Origin of the sequence: Ancylobacter koreensis (assembly GCF_023016525.1) — a bacterium.
GTDB classification, from domain to species: domain Bacteria; phylum Pseudomonadota; class Alphaproteobacteria; order Rhizobiales; family Xanthobacteraceae; genus Ancylobacter; species Ancylobacter koreensis.
Map to the genome: position 1 here is coordinate 482,198 of NZ_JALKCG010000001.1, position 16,606 is coordinate 498,803.

Sequence of the window (16,606 nt, forward strand, 5' to 3'; positions counted from 1 at the left end):
GGCTCAGAGCGCCCCCGTCGCGACGCTGGAGCGGGTGAGGCGTACCGGCACCGCCTTGTAGGAGGGGGTGAAGCTGTCCGGGTCGTGGGCATAGAGCGGCACCAGAGGGTTCACCTCGGGGTAATAGGCGGCGCAGCTCCCTTCCGGGAAGGCGTGCGACACCACGCGGAAGCCGCGCACCACGCGCTCCACCCCGTCGGTGGCGAGGGTGGAGATGTCCACCCGGTCGCCGTCCGCGAGGCCGCGCCGCGCCATCTCGGCCTCGTCGAGGAACAGCACGTCGCGCTGGCCATAGACGCCGCGATAGCGGTCGGAGAGCGAATAGAGCGTGGTGTTGTACTGGTCGTGGCTGCGCACCGAGGTGAGCCACAGCACGTCGGGATCGGCGATGGCGGGGTCTTCGCACAGGCCCTCGCAGACGAGGAAATTGGCCTTGCCGGTCGGCGTCGCCCAGATGCGCTCGCGCGCCAGCGAGGTGAGGTGGAAGCCGCCGGGCTCCCTGATGCGTTGATTGTAGCCGGCGAAGATCGGGAACACCGCCTCGATGTCCTCGCGGATGAGCGCGTAATCGGCGATGCGGGCCTCCCAGTCCACCGTCGAGCGCGCGCCGAGCGTCGCCCGCGCCATGCCGGCGATGATCGCCGGCTCGCTCATCAGCTGGTCGGAGGCGGGGGCGTTGTGGCCGGTCGAGGCGTGCACCATCGACATGGAATCCTCCACCGTCACCGCTTGCGGGCCGTCCGCCTGCAGGTCGATCTCGGTGCGCCCGAGACAGGGCAGGATCAGCGCCTCGCGGCCGTGCACGAGGTGACTGCGGTTGAGCTTGGTGGCGATGTGAACGGTGAGGTCGAGCCGGCGCAGCGCCGCCTGCGTCGTCTCCCAGTCGGGGATGGCGGCGGCGAAATTGCCGCCCAGCCCGATGAAGACGCGCACCTCGCCGCGCACCATCGCCTCCAGCGCGGTGACGACGTTGTGGCCGGGCCTGCGCGGCGGCTCGAAGCCGAAGCGCGCCTTCAGGCCGTCGAGCAGCGCGTCGTTGGGCACCTCGGTGATGCCGACCGTGCGGTCGCCCTGCACGTTGGAATGGCCGCGCACCGGACACAGGCCGGTGCCCTCGCGCCCGACATTGCCGCGCAGCAGCGCGAGATTGGCGAGCTGCTGCACGTTGAGGGCGCCGTGCCGGTGCTGGGTCAGCCCCATGCCGAAGACGAGAATGGCGCGCTCGGCCCGCGCATAGGCCTGCGCGGCGAATTCGATGTCGGCGCGGGCAAGTCCGGACCTGCGCTCGATATCCTCCCATCGCGTGGCGTCGAGATCGGCGGCCAGCTCTTCGAAGCCGTGGGTGTGGCCGCGGATGAAGTCGCGGTCGAGCACCGGCCCGCCATGGTCGCGCGCGGCGGCGCGGTCGGCCTCGACGAGCCACTTCATCATGCCCTTGATGACGGCGACGTCGCCGCCGACCTTGAGCTGGAACAGGCGGGAGGAAATCGGCGTCGAGGTCAGCGTCGCCATCTCGACCGGATTCTGCGGCGCCTGGAAGCGCTCCAGCGCCCGCTCGCGGAACGGGTTGAAGGAGAGGATGGTGGCGCCGCGCCGCGAGGCGTTGCGCAGGTCCGTCATCATGCGCGGCGAATTGGTGCCGGGGTTCTGGCCGAAGATGAGGATGGCGTCGGCCTTCTCGAAATCCTCCAGCAGCACCGTGCCCTTGCCGACGCCGAGCGCGGGCGGCAGGCCGACGCTGGTGGCCTCGTGGCACATGTTGGAGCAGTCGGGAAAATTGTTGGTGCCGTATTCGCGGGCGAAGAGCTGATAGAGGAAGGCCGCCTCGTTGGAGGCGCGGCCGGAGGTGTAGAACTCCGCCATGTCGGGGTCGGGCAGCGCGTTGAGATGGCGCGCCACGGTGGCGAAGGCCTCGTCCCAGCTCACCGGCAGATAGCGGTCGGAGGCCGCGTCGTAGCGCACCGGGTGGGTGAGGCGGCCGATCATTTCCAGATCGAAATCGCCCATCGCCGCCAGCTCGCTCACCGTATGGGCGGCGAGGAATTCCGGCGTGCAGCGCTTCGCGGTCATTTCCCACGCCACCGCCTTGCCGCCGTTCTCGCAATATTCGAAAGGCGAGGTGTGCTTCGGGTCGGCCCAGCCGCAGCCGGGGCAGTCGAAGCCGCCGGGCTGGTTCATCCGCGCCAGCGTCGCCATGCCGGACATGAGCACCTCCTGCCCGGCGAGCGCCGTGCCCATGGCTTTGAGCGCCCCCCAGCCGCCGGCCGGCGCGTGATAGGGGCGGATCGACTTGAGGACGGTCATGTCAGGCTCCCGAGATGTTCCGGTGACGGTCGAGGCATGGCCGCCGCATGCCGGTGGGTCCGGGCATCGCGGGCGTCGATCACAGGATAAGGAGCGGGTGGCGGGCCACCATTCTACGTCGGTGTGCCCGGCTGTATGATGGGTTTGGGAGCGGCATACCTTTGTATTGCGGACCGGCCACCGGCGGCTGGCATTCGCGAAAGACGCCGGCCCGGCGCGGGCGGAAGCTGAGGCAGACATGTCACTCCGGAGGCCGCCATGACGCGCCCCAGCCTTCCCGCACGCGATCCGCTCCCCGCTCCCCTTCCCGGCCCACCGGGAGGCCGCGCCGTGCGCCGTCGTCTCCCCGTGCTGGCGCTGGCCCTTACCGTTGCGCTGTGCGCCGGGGTGGCGGGCGCCTATGTGCTGCATGGCCGGCCGGCATCCGCCACCTCGCCCGCCTCCGCCGGTCTTTCGCAATCGCCCGTCGCCGTCCCGGTCGGCATCGCCGTGGCGAGGGCGCGCGATGTGCCGGTGCGCGTCACCGGCATCGGCACGGTGACGCCGTTCAATACGGTGACGGTGCGCTCGCGCGTCGACGGCGAATTGCAGCAGGTGCTGTTCCACGAAGGGCAGGACATCCACAAGGGCGACCTGCTGGCCGTCATCGATCCGCGCACCTTCCAGGCGGCGCTCGACGAGGCCAAGGCGCGGCTGCAGCAGGACCAGGCCGGCCTCGCCAATGCGCGGCTGATCCTCGACCGCGATTCGCGGCTGGGCAAGGACGCCTTCGCCAGCCAGGAGACCGTGGACACGCAGGCCAGCACGGTCGCCGGGCTGGAGGCGCAGGTCGCGCAGGACGAGGCGCAGATCGCCAGCGCGCAGACCGAGCTCTCCTACACCCGCATCGTCTCGCCCATCGACGGGCGCGCCGGGCTGCGCCTCGTCGACGAGGGCAACATCGTGCATGCGAGCGATGCCGGCGGGCTGGTGGTGATCAACCAGATCCACCCGATCAGCGTGCTCTCCACCGTGCCGCAATCCGACGTGCCGGCGATCCGCCGGGCCCTCGCCGCGGGCACGGTGGAGGCGCGGGCGATCTCGCGCGAAGATTCCAGCGTGCTCGACACCGGTACGCTGGAGCTGATGGACAACCGCATCGACCCGCAGAGCGGCACGCTGGAGCTGAAATCCGTGTTCGCCAATTCGCAGGACCGGCTCTGGCCCGGCCAGTCGCTGCGCGTCGACGTGACCACGCAGACGCTGCATGACGCGCTCACCGTGCCCTCCGGCGCCGTGCAGCGCGGGCCGGACGGCGCTTTCGTCTACACGGTCGGCGGCGACGACAAGGTCGCGGTCACGCCGGTGAGGCTGGGGCCGATCGCCTCCGGCTTCGCGGTGGTGGAAAGCGGCCTGGCCGCCGGCCAGCGCGTCGTCACCGACGGCCAGTATCGCCTCGCGCCCGGCGTGCGGGCCGCCGCCGCCACGCCGGCCGGTTGAAGGCCATCCCCATGCCGATGCCCGTTCCTCCCGCCGCCCCGCCGGTCGCCTCCCCGCTCGCGCCTTCGGTGTCGCTGTCCTCCTGGTTCATCCGCCATCCCGTCGGCACCTCGCTGCTGATGGCGGGGCTGCTGGCGCTCGGCCTCGCCTGCCTGCCGCTGCTGCCGGTGGCGCCGCTGCCCGAAGTGGACTTCCCCACGCTTCAGGTGTCGACCCAGCTTCCCGGCGCCAGCCCGCAGATCATCGCCTCCTCGGTGACGCAGCCGCTGGAGCGGCAATTCGGCGAGATTCCCGGCCTGGCGCAAATGACCTCGGTGTCGACGCAGGGCAATTCCTCGATCACCCTGCAATTCGACCTCGCCACCAATATCGACGCCGCCGCGCTCGACGTGCAGACGGCGATCAACGCCGCCGGCGGGCAACTGCCGACCAACCTGCCGGCCCCGCCCACCTACCGGAAGGTGAACCCGGCCGATCCGCCCATCCTCGTGCTGGCCCTCACCTCGCAGACCCTGCCGATCACGCAGGTCGACGATTTCGCCGAGAACGTGCTGGAGCAGCATGTCAGCCAGATCGACGGCGTCGGGCAGGTCTCGGTGTTCGGCCAGCAGAAGCCGGCCGTGCGCATTCAGGTCGATCCGGCGCGGGTGGCCACTCTCGGCCTGTCGCTGGAGGACATCAGGCAGGCCATCGTCTCCACCACGGTGAACGGGCCGAAGGGCGCGGTGCAGGGCGGCCGGCGCACCTTCACCCTCTACGACAACGACCAGCTCACCGCCGCCGGCCCGTGGCTCGACGCCATCCTTGCCTGGCGCAACGGCGCGCCGGTGCGCGTGCGCGACATCGGCACCGCGCTCGACGCGCCGGAGAACGCCCAGCTCGCCGCCTGGGCGAACGGAAAGCGGGCGATCCTGCTGCCGGTGTTCAAGCTGCCGGGCGCCAACGTCATCGACACGGTGGACCAGATCAAGGCGCAGCTCCCCGGCCTGATGGCGAGCGCGCCGGCGGGCCTCGCACTGGAAGTGGTCAGCGACCGCACCGGCACCATCCGCGCGTCGGTGGACGATGTGGAGAAGACGCTCGTCATCACCGTCGTGCTGGTGGTGGCGGTGATCTTCGTCTTCCTGCGCAACCTGTGGGCGACGCTCATCCCCTCCATCGCCGTGCCGCTCGCCATCATCGGCACCTTCGCCGCCATGTACGCCTTCGGCTTCAGCCTCGACAACCTGTCGCTGATGGGGCTCTCCATCGCGGTGGGCTTCGTGGTCGACGACGCCATCGTGATGCTGGAGAACATCGAGCGGCATCTGGAGATGGGCAAGACGCCGCTGCAGGCGGCGCTCGACGGCTCGGCCGAGATCGGCTTCACCATCCTTTCCATCAGCCTGTCGCTCGTCGCCGTCTTCATCCCGCTGCTGCTGATGGGCGGCCTGGTGGGCCGGCTGTTCCGCGAATTCGCCATCACGGTGACGATCACCATCGCGGTTTCCGCCTTCGTCTCGCTGACGCTGACCCCGATGCTCTGCGCGCTGTTCCTGAAGGCCAAGCCGCGCGACGGCGCGAGCGAGGAGCGCCACGGCGCGCTCTACCGCCTCTCCGAGCGCGGCTTCGAGGCGCTGCTGGCGGGCTACCGGGTGACGCTCGACCTCGCGCTGGACCATGCCCGCATCACGCTCGCGGTGTTCCTCGCCTGCGTGCTGGCGACCGGGGCGCTGTTCTACTTCATTCCCAAGGGCTTCTTCCCCTTGCAGGACACCGGCCTCATCGTCGGCGTGTCGGAGGCGGCGCAGGACATCTCCTTCGCGCAGATGGTGAAGCGGCAGGAAGCGCTCGGTGCCATCGTCGCCGCCGACCCGGATGTGGCGAGCGTCGGCATGGGGGTGGGCGCCGGCGCCGGGCAGACGGTGAACAACGGGCGCATGTTCATCACCCTCAAGCCGCGCGACGAGCGCGAGGCCTCGGTCTTCGAAGTCATCGCCCGGCTGCAGAAGAAACTCGCCAGCGTGGAGGGCGCCGCCCTGTTCCTGCAGGCGGCACAGGACCTCAATGTCGGCGGGCGCGTGGCGCGCACGCAGTTCCAGTACACGCTGCAGGACGCCGACATCGGCGAGCTGGAGAGTTGGGCGCCGAATCTGCTGGCCAAGCTCAAGTCGCTGCCAGAGCTTACCGGCCTCGCCTCGGACCAACAGCAGGGCGGCGCGACGCTGACGCTCACCATCGACCGCGAGCAGGCCTCCCGCCTTGGCGTCAGCCCCGCCGACATCGACGCCGTGCTCTACGACGCCTTCGGGCAGCGGCAGGTGACGCAGTACTTCACGCAGCTCAACAGCTACCACGTCATCCTCGAAGTGCTGCCGGCGCTGCAGAATTCGCCGGCCGCGCTCGACCAGCTCTATGTGAAGTCGGCGAGCGGCACGCAGGTGCCGCTGAGCGTGGTGGCGAAATGGACGAGCCTGCCGACCGGCGTGCTCTCCATCAACCACCAGTCCCAGTTCCCCTCGGTGACGCTCTCCTTCAACCTCGCGCCCGGTGTCGCGCTGGGCGAAGCGGTGGCGGCGATCCACCGCGCGGAGGCGGATCTGGGCACGCCGAAGACGCTGGTCGGCAGCTTCCAGGGCAATGCGCAGGCCTTCCAGTCCTCGCTCGCCAGCGAGCCGGCGCTGGTGCTGGCGGCGCTCCTCGTCATCTATGTGATCCTCGGCGTGCTCTACGAGAGCTACATCCACCCCATCACCATTCTCTCGACACTCCCGTCGGCGGGGCTCGGCGCGCTCATCATGCTGTGGCTGTTCGGCTTCGACTTCTCGATCATCGCGCTGGTCGGCGTGCTGCTGCTGATCGGCATCGTGAAGAAGAACGGCATCATGATCGTCGACTTCGCCATCGAGCGGGAGCGCGTCGAGGGCCTGCCGGCGCATGAGGCGATCCGGCAGGCGAGCCTGCTGCGCTTCCGGCCGATCCTGATGACCACCTTCGCGGCGCTGCTGGCCGGCGTGCCGCTGATGCTGGGCACCGGCACCGGCGCGGAGCTGCGCCAGCCGCTCGGCTACGCCATCGTCGGCGGGCTCCTCGTCAGCCAGGTCCTGACCCTCTACACCACGCCGGTGATCTATCTCTATCTCGACCGGCTGGGCGCGCGCCTCGGCCGCCGGCGTCGGGCGGAAGCCGCCCGGGCTCCGGTCTGAATGCCGGGCTATCCCTGCTTGGCGGCCTCGAAGGCGGTCTCGGCGAAGTCGATCTCGCGCAGCAGCTTGTGGGCGAGGTCGGTGGACAGGCGCCGGCCCCGCGTCAGCGACACGATGGCGCCCCGCTCGGCGCGCAGCGCGGCGATGTGCAGCTTCTCCTCGCCATGGGGAATCGCCGGGGCCGGCGAGGCGTCCGTCGACGTGGCCTTGCCCGCCGTCGCGGCATCGGGCGTCGGCGGCTGGAGCTGCGCCAGACGGTGCTCGTACTGGCCGGCGACCAGCACATAGGTGTCGAGGTCGACGCCACCCTTCTCGCGTGCCTTGTCCAGCGCGGCGATGGCCGCCTTCGTCGCGGCGATGCGGGCGGCGATCTCCTGCGCCTCGCGCGCCGGCGCGGGCGGCAGGCGGATGCCGGCCAGCAGCCGGGGCAGGGCGAGGTTGGCGATGGCGAGCGAGAGCAGGATCACCCCCGCCGCCAGACAGATCACCAGATCGCGCGAGGGGAAGGGGGCGCCGTCCGGCAGGAACAGCGGCAGGCTGAGCGCGCCGGCCAGCGTCACCGCCCCGCGCACGCCGGCGACCGACAGCGCGCTCACCAGCCGCCACTCCGGCAGGCGGCGGCCGTCGGGCGCGGCGGGGTGACGGCGCAGCCAGATCATGGCCGACACCCACACCCAGCCGAAGCGGAAGGCGGCGAGCGCGAGGAGGAGGACGAGCGTGTAGAGCGCCAGCCAGCCGAGAGCCGCCGGCCCGCCTTGATGGCCGCTCTCCGCCGCCCCGGCATGCACCGCCCGCAGAATGTCGGGGAGCTGTTCACCGAGCAGCAGGAAGATCGAACCGTTGAGCGCGAATTGCAGCGTCTCCCACACCGCGTTGCGGCGGATGCGGGTAACCGCCAGCGTCTCGCCGCCGACCTCGATCCAGCTCATCGTCATGCCGGCCGCCACCGCCGCCAGCACGGCCGAGGTGCCGGCCGCGTCGGCGAGCAGATAGGCGCCATAGGGGGTGAGCAGGCTGATGAGGATCTGCGAGGAGGTGTCCTCGCCGATGCGCCGCGCCACCTGCCGCTTCACCGCCGAGATCGCAAAGCTGAGGGCGATGCCGAGCGCGATGCCGCCGCAGGCGCCCCAGGCGAGCCCGGCCAGCGCCGGCCCCGGTGAAAAGGCGCCGGTCATCGTCGCGGTGACGGCGAGCCGCAGGCAGACCAGCCCGGAGGCGTCGTTGAACAGCGCCTCGCCCTCCAGCACGCCGAGCAGGCGCGGGGGAATGCGGCTGCCGGTCGTGATCGAGGTCGCCGCCACCACGTCGGTCGGCGAGAGCACGGCGGCGAGCGCGAAGCACACGCCGAGCGGCGTCGCCGGCAGCAAGATGTGCAGCAGCAGGCCGAGTCCCAGAACGGTGAAGAACACGAGCCCGAAGGCCAGCGACAATATGGTCGCGGCATTGTCCTGCAGGGCGCGCTTGGGCACGCGCCAGCCGTCGAGGAACAGCAGCGGCGGCAGGAAGAGCAGGAAGAACAGTTCCGGTTCGAGCCGCACGCCGAAGCCGGTGGTCATGCCGATCGCCGCGCCGGCCGCCACCTGCAACAGTGGCAGCGCGATGCGCCCGCCCAGCGCGCGCGAGGCCCAATGCGTCGCCACGACGCCGGCCAGCAGGACGAGGATGATGGAAAGCGTGTTCATGGGGCGCATCCGTTCGGCGGCGCCGGCCGCCGGCGCCATCGGGCCATGCCGGGGCCGCCGCCTCTTTCCGATCCGCACCCGGGCTGCGCGAAGGCCCGGTGGCGGCGCCGCACCCCTGACCCGGAGGCAACTGGACTTGTGATGAGAGTCATTCTAAACCAGTTGTCGCGGGTAGCATTATGGGGCATGGGTGGGTGCAGGCCGGGCTGAGCGGTCGCACCTTGCGTTCGTAGACATACGAACGACTTGCGGTTTCGACAGGCCGAACGACGCTCATCTTGCCTCATCAGGCGCGACCCGCGCCGGTCTGCCGGTTTTTCAGGGTCCAAGATCGTTTTTCTTAAGGTCATCGAAGGCCTTCCATGCGCCGCCATGCCTGTGCTGAACATCCGGCGCTGAACGCCCTGCTTCCCACGATCATCGAGCAGCACTCCGCCAATCGGGACTATTGGGGCGTCGACCATTACTACGAGCTCGACGGCGAAGCGGTGGAGACGGTGCTTTCTCCCGCCGCCGAAGAGCTCTGGGCGTTGTGCCTCGACTTCGTCGCCCGCGCGGTGGACGACGAGCGCATCCTCGAGTCGCTCGGCATTCCCGGCCTCGCCTGGGACGCCGTGCGGGCAAGCTGGCGCCGCGCCGACCCGCTGCTGTTCGCCCGTTTTGACCTGAGCTTCGACGGGCATACCCCGCCCAAGCTGCACGAGTGCAATGTCGACGTCGTCGGCCTGCTCTATGAGACGGCGGTGTACCAGGCCAACTGGCTGCGCCGGCAGCAGGCCGAGGCGCGCCTCACCGCCTCGGCGCGCCAGATGGCGGATCTCGAAGGCGCCGCCGGGCGCATGGCCGCGCGCCGGTTCGGCGATCGCCCGGTCGAGCTGGTCTCGCTGGACGACGACCCCTATGACGAGCTCTGGCAGTACACGCTGTTCCGGATTCTCGACGGCGCCGGCATCGCCTGCGATGTGCGCAACTACACCTCGCTGGAAGCCTTCCTCGCCTCCCTGCCCGCGTCGGCGGGCAGCGCTGTGGCGCCCTATGTGGTGAAGGGCTTTCGCTGGGATCATCTCATCCGGGACAGCGCGCTCGCCTTGCATGTCGGCGCCCTTCCCGCCGGCATTGCCGCGCCGCTCTGGTCTGCGCTGCTCAGTTCGAAAGGCTCGCTCGCCTGGCTGTGGCACTTCAACCGGGGCCATCCCAATCTGCTGGCCAGCTTCTTCGAACCGGCCCGGCTCGACGATGCCGACGGCTATGTCGCCAAGCCGCTCTTCTCCATCCAGGGCCAGGGCATCGAGCTGCGCGACCGCCGCGCCCCCGGCCGCAATTGCGTCACCCGCGCGCCCGGCCCCGTCTGCGGGCGGGTCTATCAGGACCTGCACTATCTCCCGCGTCCCGCCGGACCGGTTCACGCCAATGGCGGGGCGGGCGGCCCCTGGGCCTCGACCGGCGTCTGGATGGTCGAGGGCAGGGCGGTCGCCCTCGGCATGAGCGAATGCGACAGCCCGATCATCACCGACGACGCCATGCGCTTCGTTCCCCATGTTCTCGCCTGACACCATGATGCTGCCTGACACCACGTCCTTGCCTGACGACACGATCCCTCTCGCCGCCTCCCTCGTGCTGCGCCCGCCGCTCAGCGACCTGCGCGCCTATATCCACGCCGCCGACCTGTTCGACGCGCTGGCCGTGGCGACGGGCGCCGCCGGGCCGACCTTTCTGCGCCTCAGCCGCATTTCCGACGAGGCGGTCGAGCTGCGCCACGACGCCCCGCGCCCGGGCGATCCCGATTTCTGCGGCCTGTTCGGCCATGCCGCGCCCGGCCGCCCGCTGTCCGGCTGGCTGCGCCGCCTGCCGGGCGAGGTGGTGCGCGCGCGGGCGCCGCTGATGGATGCCGAGGTGATTCCCGGCGCCGAGTTCGGCATGGATGGCGCCCGCGTGCGCCGCCGTCCCGGCTGCAGCGTCGCGCGCACCGCCGTCCTGCTGGCGGTGGCGCTGCTGGAAGAGCTTTTTCCCGACGACACCTGGAACCTCGCCGAGATCACCGCCGAGCGCGGCGAGGAGACGGGCGCCGATATCGGGGGCGAGCCGGTCGCGGTGCGCATCGCCCGGCAGATGAGCCGTTTCCTCGTCGTCGAGGTGACGGCAGACGAGCGTTACTGGGGCCGGTTCACCCTGGCCGCCACACCCCTCCGGAGCGGAACAGTCTGATGGACGATCTCGACGCGCGGATCCTCGCCGTGGCGCGCGGCGCCAACGCCAAGCTGGGCAATGTCGACATCGACCCGTTCGAGGATTTCTACACGCAGGGTCTCGATTCGCTCGACCATGTGCAGATTCTGATGCGGGTCGAGGAAGCCTTCGGCGTGACCATCGCCGACAGCGATTACGACCTGTGCACATCGCTCGCGCGAATCCGCGACTTCATCCTGCGCGAGCGCCACGGCGCGGCGGCCTGACGCGTCGCCCGCCCTTGATATCGTGCCCGATCAGGACATGCCGATGGACAGCGAAGAGCCGTTCCGCCACCTCGCCGCCGCCTTCGCGCGGGCGGTACAGCACGGTGGCCGGCCGACCCCGCAGAAGGGCAACATCTTCCAGCATCTCTCGGTGCTCAACCAGCTGGCCCGCAGCCATCCTCTGGAGGCGGCCCGGCTCTATGCGGCCTCCGCCGAGATCCCGTGGGGACGCTTCGCCTCGCTCGACGCGCTGCGCCAGGTGATCGTGCAGGCCCCGAGCAGCGGCGACGACGCTGTGGACGGTTTTCCGCCCCTGCGCCCCGATATCGACTATGTGACCCTTCCCTATCCGGGCGCACGCAAGGTGCTGTTCGTCTTCACCGGCGCCGCCCACCAGTTCGGCGCGCCGCTGCGCGTGATGCACCAGTGGTTCCGGCGGCTCGGCGTCTCGCTGGTCTATGTTTTCGACATGGACTGGAACTACTATCTCGGCACGGTGCGCGGGCTCGGCGGCAGCGTCGGGGAGACCGCCGCCGCCCTTGCCGCGATCCGGGACGAGCTGGGCGCCACCTCCTGCTACTGCGCCGGCAATTCCGGCGGCGGCTTCGGCGCGCTGCTCTACGCGCCGCGGCTGGGGGCGCGGCGCAGCCTCGCCTTCTCCCCGCCGACCGCCATCCGCGAATCGCTGGAGAGCGTGCGCCGCAAGGGCGCCCGGCTCGACGGGCTGGTCTCGCCGCGCGGCGAGGTGGAGCTGCGCGCCTTCTATCTCGACGCCGCCGAGGCCCCGCCCGCGCGGGTCCATTTCGCCGCCAACAACGCACATGACCGCGACGAGGCGGAAAACCTCGCCGGCCTGCCGGGCATCGAGCTGCTGCCGCTGCCCGACACCAACCACAATCTGATCCCCTCCTTCATCGCGCGCGGCCTGTTCATGCCGGCGCTGGAGTGGCTGGTGGCGGACTGAAGCGTTGTGGACTGACGTGTGCCGTGCCGATCCGACCCCGCCCCGCGCCCCTTTCCAGGAGGATGGCCCTATGAATGCCCTCATGAACGGCCCCGCGCGCTGCCTTGCCCGTGCCCTCCTGCGCCTTCCCGCCGCGCTCGCGGCGGCCTTGATTGCCGCCGCCCTCGCCTCGCCTGCGGCGGCAGATGCGCTGGCCGACTACGTCGCCGCGCGCGACAGCGCCATCGCCGAATCGCTGGCCGCGGCCAAAGCGGGGACGGGCGGCGAGGAGGCGGTGATCAAGCGGGAGGACGCCGCGCTGGAGGACCTGTCCAGGCGTCTCTCCGCCGCGCTCGGACCGCTGAAGGTCAAGGGCCTCGGTGCGCCGGGCTACTCGCTTTACGGCTTCACCTATGACGAGAACACGCCGACGCGCCAGCTCGACGGCCTCGCCTTCGCCAACAAGGACCTGACGATCCGCCTCGTCGTCACCCCCGAGCCGGTCTTCCAGTCCTGGCTCGCCGCGCGCGGGAAGGACGAGGGCGCGCCGGCCGCGCTCGCGGGCGGCATCGAGGCGGCGATGACGACGAATGAATTCTACGGCAGCGCGCTTCTCGTCGAGGGCGGTTTCTTCCAGCCCTACATGACATTGCCGGTTACCGCCGTGCCGGGGGAGACCGCCTTCGCCGTGCTCGGCGTTCTGGCCGACGAGCCGCCGGGCAACACCCCGCCGGACCAGATCGTCATCGTCCGCCTCGCCGGCGGCAAGGCGATGGTGGGCGGGACGCTGGTGAAGCTGCCGATCAAGCCCATCGCCGCCTGCGACGCGCTGTGGAAGCCCTTCAAGCAGAAGGCCGACGCGCTGGCCGCCGAGATCGAGAAGGCGGGCAATATCGAGGATCCGCGCTGGGAGTCGCTCTATGCCGGCCTCGACGCGGGCGGGGCGGCCTACCGTGCCTGCTTCGCCAGGGAGGCGCCGAACCAGCCCTTCTTCGCCGCTGCCCTCAAGCGCGCCGAAGCCTTCCTTCAGACCGCGCGCGGAAACTGAGGGCGCCGCCGATTCGGCTGCAGGCTTTTCGCTGCAGGCCTTTCGCGGTGGGCCGGCGACGGCCTCGCGGCCGGCGTATGGCCTGCGCGGAACGCACGCGTCGCTCTGCGGCGCCGCTCGGCGGGGAAGAAGATGCAGGAGAGAATTGGTGGAGCCAGGCGGAATCGAACCGCCGACCTCTTGAATGCCATTTAGGGGAAATGGCTTGCCTCGGCTTTCCTCGACTTGCCGCTAGTTTCCTAACTCGTTGATATCGCGTCGTATGGCGTAGTAGGGCGGTTCCTTTCGTGGCGTCAAGTTTCCGTTCTCGTGCTTCCTATGTGCTTCCGGTCCTGCTATCCGTGCTTCCGGTCGAGAAAACAACCGGGTCGTGCCATGGCAGCAAAGCTCACGAAGAGGATCGTCGACGCGGCAAAGCCGAAGGCGAGCGAATATTTCATTTGGGACGCAGGTGATGGGTCTCTGAAGGGCTTCGGACTGAGGGTGTGGCCTTCCGGCAAGAAGACGTACGTTGCGCAGTTCCGAATTGGCGGCGGACGCGGCGCTAAAAGTCGGCGCGTCACCATTGCGGCCTGGGGCGGCGGATGGACCGTTGAACAGGCCCGCGCGGAAGCCGAGCGGCTGATCCGTGAAGCCGACAAGGGCATCGACGAGAAGGCCCTTCAGGAAGCCGCCGAGGCGGCCCATAGAGCCGCTCAGGAGGCCGCAGAGGCCGAACAGCGCCGCGCCGCCGAGATGCGCCTGTCGGTTCTCGCAGAACGCTTCATGTCTGAGCACGTTGCTCTCAAGCGCAAGGGAACCACAGAGGCGTTTTATCGGATCGTGCTCGACAGGCACATTCTCCCAGCCCTCGGCGACAAGGATGCGCGGCACATTACCCGCCAGGACGTGGCGAGGATGCACGCACGCCTCGCCGATAAAGCAACCATGGCGAACCGCGCCGTTGCGGTCCTTGGCGCGATCTATGGATGGGCGGAGCGGCTGGAAATTCTGCCGGAGGGCACGAGGAACCCGACTACGAAAATCGAGAAATTCCGAGAGCAGGGCCGCGAGCGATACCTCACCGTCGAGGAGCTTGCCCGGCTGGGCGAGGCGATTCGTATTGCTGAGACTGTCGGTATCGAATGGGCGCCACGCGAGGGGGCAAATGCCAAGCATGCGCCAAAGGCCGAGCACCGCCGCGTCGTCATCGCGCCTGAGACTGCCGCCGCTCTGCGGCTGCTCATATTCACCGGCGCTCGCCTTCGGGAAATCCTTCACCTTGAGTGGAGCGCCGTCGACGTGGAGCGCGGTCTACTCCGCCTTAGAGACAGCAAAACCGGTCCGAAGGTTATCGTTTTGAATGCACCGGCTCGCGCAGTGCTCGTCGGTTTGCCGAGAGTTGGGCGCTACGTGATCCCCGGCGATATCAGCACCGGACCGGATGGCAGAACTATCGAGAAGCCGCGCGCAGACCTCAAGCGGCCTTGGGCGCTGGTATGCAAGGCGGCGGGCCTCTCCGGGCTTCGTATCCATGACTTGAGGCATTCCTTCGCCTCGGTCGGAGCTGGCGAAGGTCATGGTCTCGCGATCGTCGGCAAACTATTGGGCCACGCGCAAGCTAGGACAACCCAGAGATATGCCCACCTTGACAATGATCCGCTTCGAAAGGCGAGTGATGCAATCGCGTCTCGGATCGCGGCGGCGATGGGCGAAGCGCAGCGGGAGAGCACGGCGGAGGTTATCGAGATCGCAAAAGGGCGCATCGGCCGATGATGCGCGTCCAACGCTGTGCCACGTCATTTTGTCACTTTGGCGTGAAGAGAGCCCGAAATTCGTCTGTCATTTCAATGCCGCTCCCGCTTCGTTTGAACTTTCTCGATTGACGGGGGGCACAAATTCATGCGTTTCTTCGCATGAGGTGGCTGCAAATGCGCTCAGTTGCGCGGAGCGACCTCTTCTCACCTCCCGTGTGATATCGAACCCGGTCCATTGGCCGGGTTTTGGTTTTCTGCTTCATGACCCGCCCGCCAGCATGGCCGGCGGGTTTTTCATTTTATCAACCCAGCAACGTCGACAGAGCCCGCCGTAAGGCGGGCTTTTTGCGTTGTCAAAGAGGACTGAAAGATGAGCTCTAGCGACGACGAGTACGTGAATGTAAAGGGCGCGTCGGCAATCTGCGGCCTGAGTGTGTCGAGCTTGAACAAATATCGCGTGCATGGTGGTGGCCCTAAGTTCTGCCGGGCAGGCCGCCTTGTTCGCTATCGGGTGAGCGATGTTCGCGCTTGGCTCGAAAGCAGCCGTGTCTCCTCGACCTCTGAATACCGTAAAGCTGGGTGAGCTATGCTTGCCCGATACAAGGCCGTAGGGGCCGCTGACGTGTCCGCGTCAGCGGCATTTTTTATAGCACGCGCCGGCTTGCACCAACTCCGCCGCGAGCCCGCACCGCCATCGCCGGCCATCAAAACCGGATCGATCCGCGCGCGAGCGTTGGATACGATCCCGGATCGGGGCAGGTATCGGCCGCCGATCGTGCCGCCTGAGCGTCCCGCTGCGCGCCTGTTCGGCGGAAAGCTGCGTGGTGCACGGCGCCTCGTGGAGCTGGCGCAACTCGCCCGCCTTCGGCGTCGCCTGGGCGCGCCGCTGCACGCGGGTGCTGCCCTCTCGGTGGCGTCCGACGCGCTGTGGGTGCTCGACGGCGCCGGATGGCTCGATGCGAACGTCGACCACCTCAGTCGACAGTTGCCCCCCGGCATCGAAGCCGAGGAGCCGTATATCGCGGCGGTGCTGAACGCCCGGTCGGGTCGCCGGAACCGATTGAGCTTTTCGCCGGGAGTTGCGGGCGACCTGCTCGACTTCACGGCTGAAGAGCGCGACCTGCTAGCCGCTGATGGCTTCGCTTTCGTCACCCTGACGCCGTGCGATGAAAGCGCCGAAGACCGGTTGACGCGGCGCGCAGAGCGCCGCCGCGAGGCGAACGGGCGGCAGTCTGCAAACGTGACATCGAAGGCTGGCAGCTTATTTAAAAATAAAGCCGCCAGCGAAAATGTCACAAACTCCGGGCGGCTTCTCGACGCCATCGCAGCAGGGCTTTCGTCGGCTCACGACATCGCCGAACGGCTGGGCATGTCGAGCGCGGCCGCGCGACAAGCTCTCAAGCGACTTGTCGACGCTGGGCTAGTGCGCCGGATCGGCCGAGGGCGCTATGCGCCCGTATCTCGCGAGGGCGAGCCGTGACGCCGTTCGAGCCCGCGCCACCTCCGCCGCCTATCCGCGCTGATAGCATCCGAGCACGCGCCCTGGCGCTCATAGACGTACCGATCGGCCTCGAAGGCCGGATGGTCGATATCATCGAAGGCCGCGGGGGGCGTCAGCACGGCGCCCAACGGGCGCCGCGCCATCGGCAGCCGGCACGCCGCACCGCCGCGTGGCTCGCCGACGCGAGATAGCGACATGCCCCCTCCCCCCTTTGGGTCCTTCGGGAGGGGTGGCGGGCTGTACGGCGCGCGGCTCCGCGCAAAAAGAGCGTTTTC

At 69.0% G+C, this 16,606-nt stretch carries 11 protein-coding genes; 9 read left to right on the top strand and 2 right to left on the bottom strand.

From position 1 onward, the window contains the following. Positions 1-3: 3 nt before the first annotated feature. Complete coding sequence (locus MWN33_RS02170) at positions 4-2,304, bottom strand: FdhF/YdeP family oxidoreductase (protein WP_247198451.1); 2,301 nt, start codon at positions 2,302-2,304, stop codon at positions 4-6. 330 nt (positions 2,305-2,634) lie between these two features. On the opposite strand from MWN33_RS02170, the gene MWN33_RS02175 reads away from it, so the two are divergent. After that, entirely contained in the window at positions 2,635-3,783 is a 1,149-nt protein-coding gene (locus MWN33_RS02175; RefSeq protein WP_247198453.1) for an efflux RND transporter periplasmic adaptor subunit, read from the top strand. A gap of 17 nt (positions 3,784-3,800) precedes the next feature. Beyond that, positions 3,801-6,968 (top strand): efflux RND transporter permease subunit, encoded by a 3,168-nt coding sequence (locus MWN33_RS02180; protein WP_281493609.1) that lies wholly within the window; start codon positions 3,801-3,803, stop codon positions 6,966-6,968. Between the two features lie 8 nt (positions 6,969-6,976). On the opposite strand, the gene MWN33_RS02185 is transcribed toward MWN33_RS02180, so the two are convergent. Then, positions 6,977-8,650 carry a Na+/H+ antiporter gene (locus MWN33_RS02185; protein WP_247198454.1) on the bottom strand — a complete coding sequence of 558 codons (1,674 nt, stop codon included), beginning with the start codon at positions 8,648-8,650 and terminating at the stop codon, positions 6,977-6,979. Positions 8,651-9,012: 362 nt separating this feature from the next. Between MWN33_RS02185 and MWN33_RS02190 the strand changes: the two genes are divergently transcribed. The 7 genes from MWN33_RS02190 to MWN33_RS02220 all read left to right on the top strand — a co-directional run bounded on the left by MWN33_RS02190 (position 9,013) and on the right by MWN33_RS02220 (position 16,310). Beyond that, positions 9,013-10,200, top strand: a complete 1,188-nt coding sequence (locus MWN33_RS02190) for a glutathionylspermidine synthase family protein (protein ID WP_247198455.1) — start codon at positions 9,013-9,015, stop codon at positions 10,198-10,200. Between the two features lie 28 nt (positions 10,201-10,228). Further along, on the top strand, positions 10,229-10,855 hold the full coding sequence (locus MWN33_RS02195) for a hypothetical protein (protein WP_247198457.1): 627 nt from the start codon (positions 10,229-10,231) through the stop codon (positions 10,853-10,855). Next, positions 10,855-11,103: an acyl carrier protein gene (locus MWN33_RS02200; RefSeq protein ID WP_247198458.1), complete on the top strand. Its 249-nt coding sequence runs from the start codon at positions 10,855-10,857 to the stop codon at positions 11,101-11,103. The genes MWN33_RS02195 and MWN33_RS02200 overlap by 1 nt, the downstream gene beginning before the upstream one ends. A gap of 43 nt (positions 11,104-11,146) precedes the next feature. Beyond that, positions 11,147-12,067 (top strand): alpha/beta fold hydrolase, encoded by a 921-nt coding sequence (locus MWN33_RS02205; protein WP_247198459.1) that lies wholly within the window; start codon positions 11,147-11,149, stop codon positions 12,065-12,067. A gap of 70 nt (positions 12,068-12,137) precedes the next feature. Then, positions 12,138-13,094, top strand: coding sequence for a hypothetical protein (locus MWN33_RS02210; protein ID WP_247198460.1), 957 nt, complete (start codon positions 12,138-12,140; stop codon positions 13,092-13,094). A 375-nt stretch (positions 13,095-13,469) separates the two neighbouring features. Further along, a complete protein-coding gene (locus MWN33_RS02215; RefSeq protein WP_247198461.1) occupies positions 13,470-14,849 on the top strand; it encodes a site-specific integrase in 1,380 nt (459 codons plus the stop codon). A 642-nt stretch (positions 14,850-15,491) separates the two neighbouring features. Continuing rightward, positions 15,492-16,310, top strand: a complete 819-nt coding sequence (locus MWN33_RS02220; RefSeq protein ID WP_247198463.1) for a helix-turn-helix domain-containing protein — start codon at positions 15,492-15,494, stop codon at positions 16,308-16,310. The last annotated feature ends 296 nt before the right edge of the window (positions 16,311-16,606 follow it).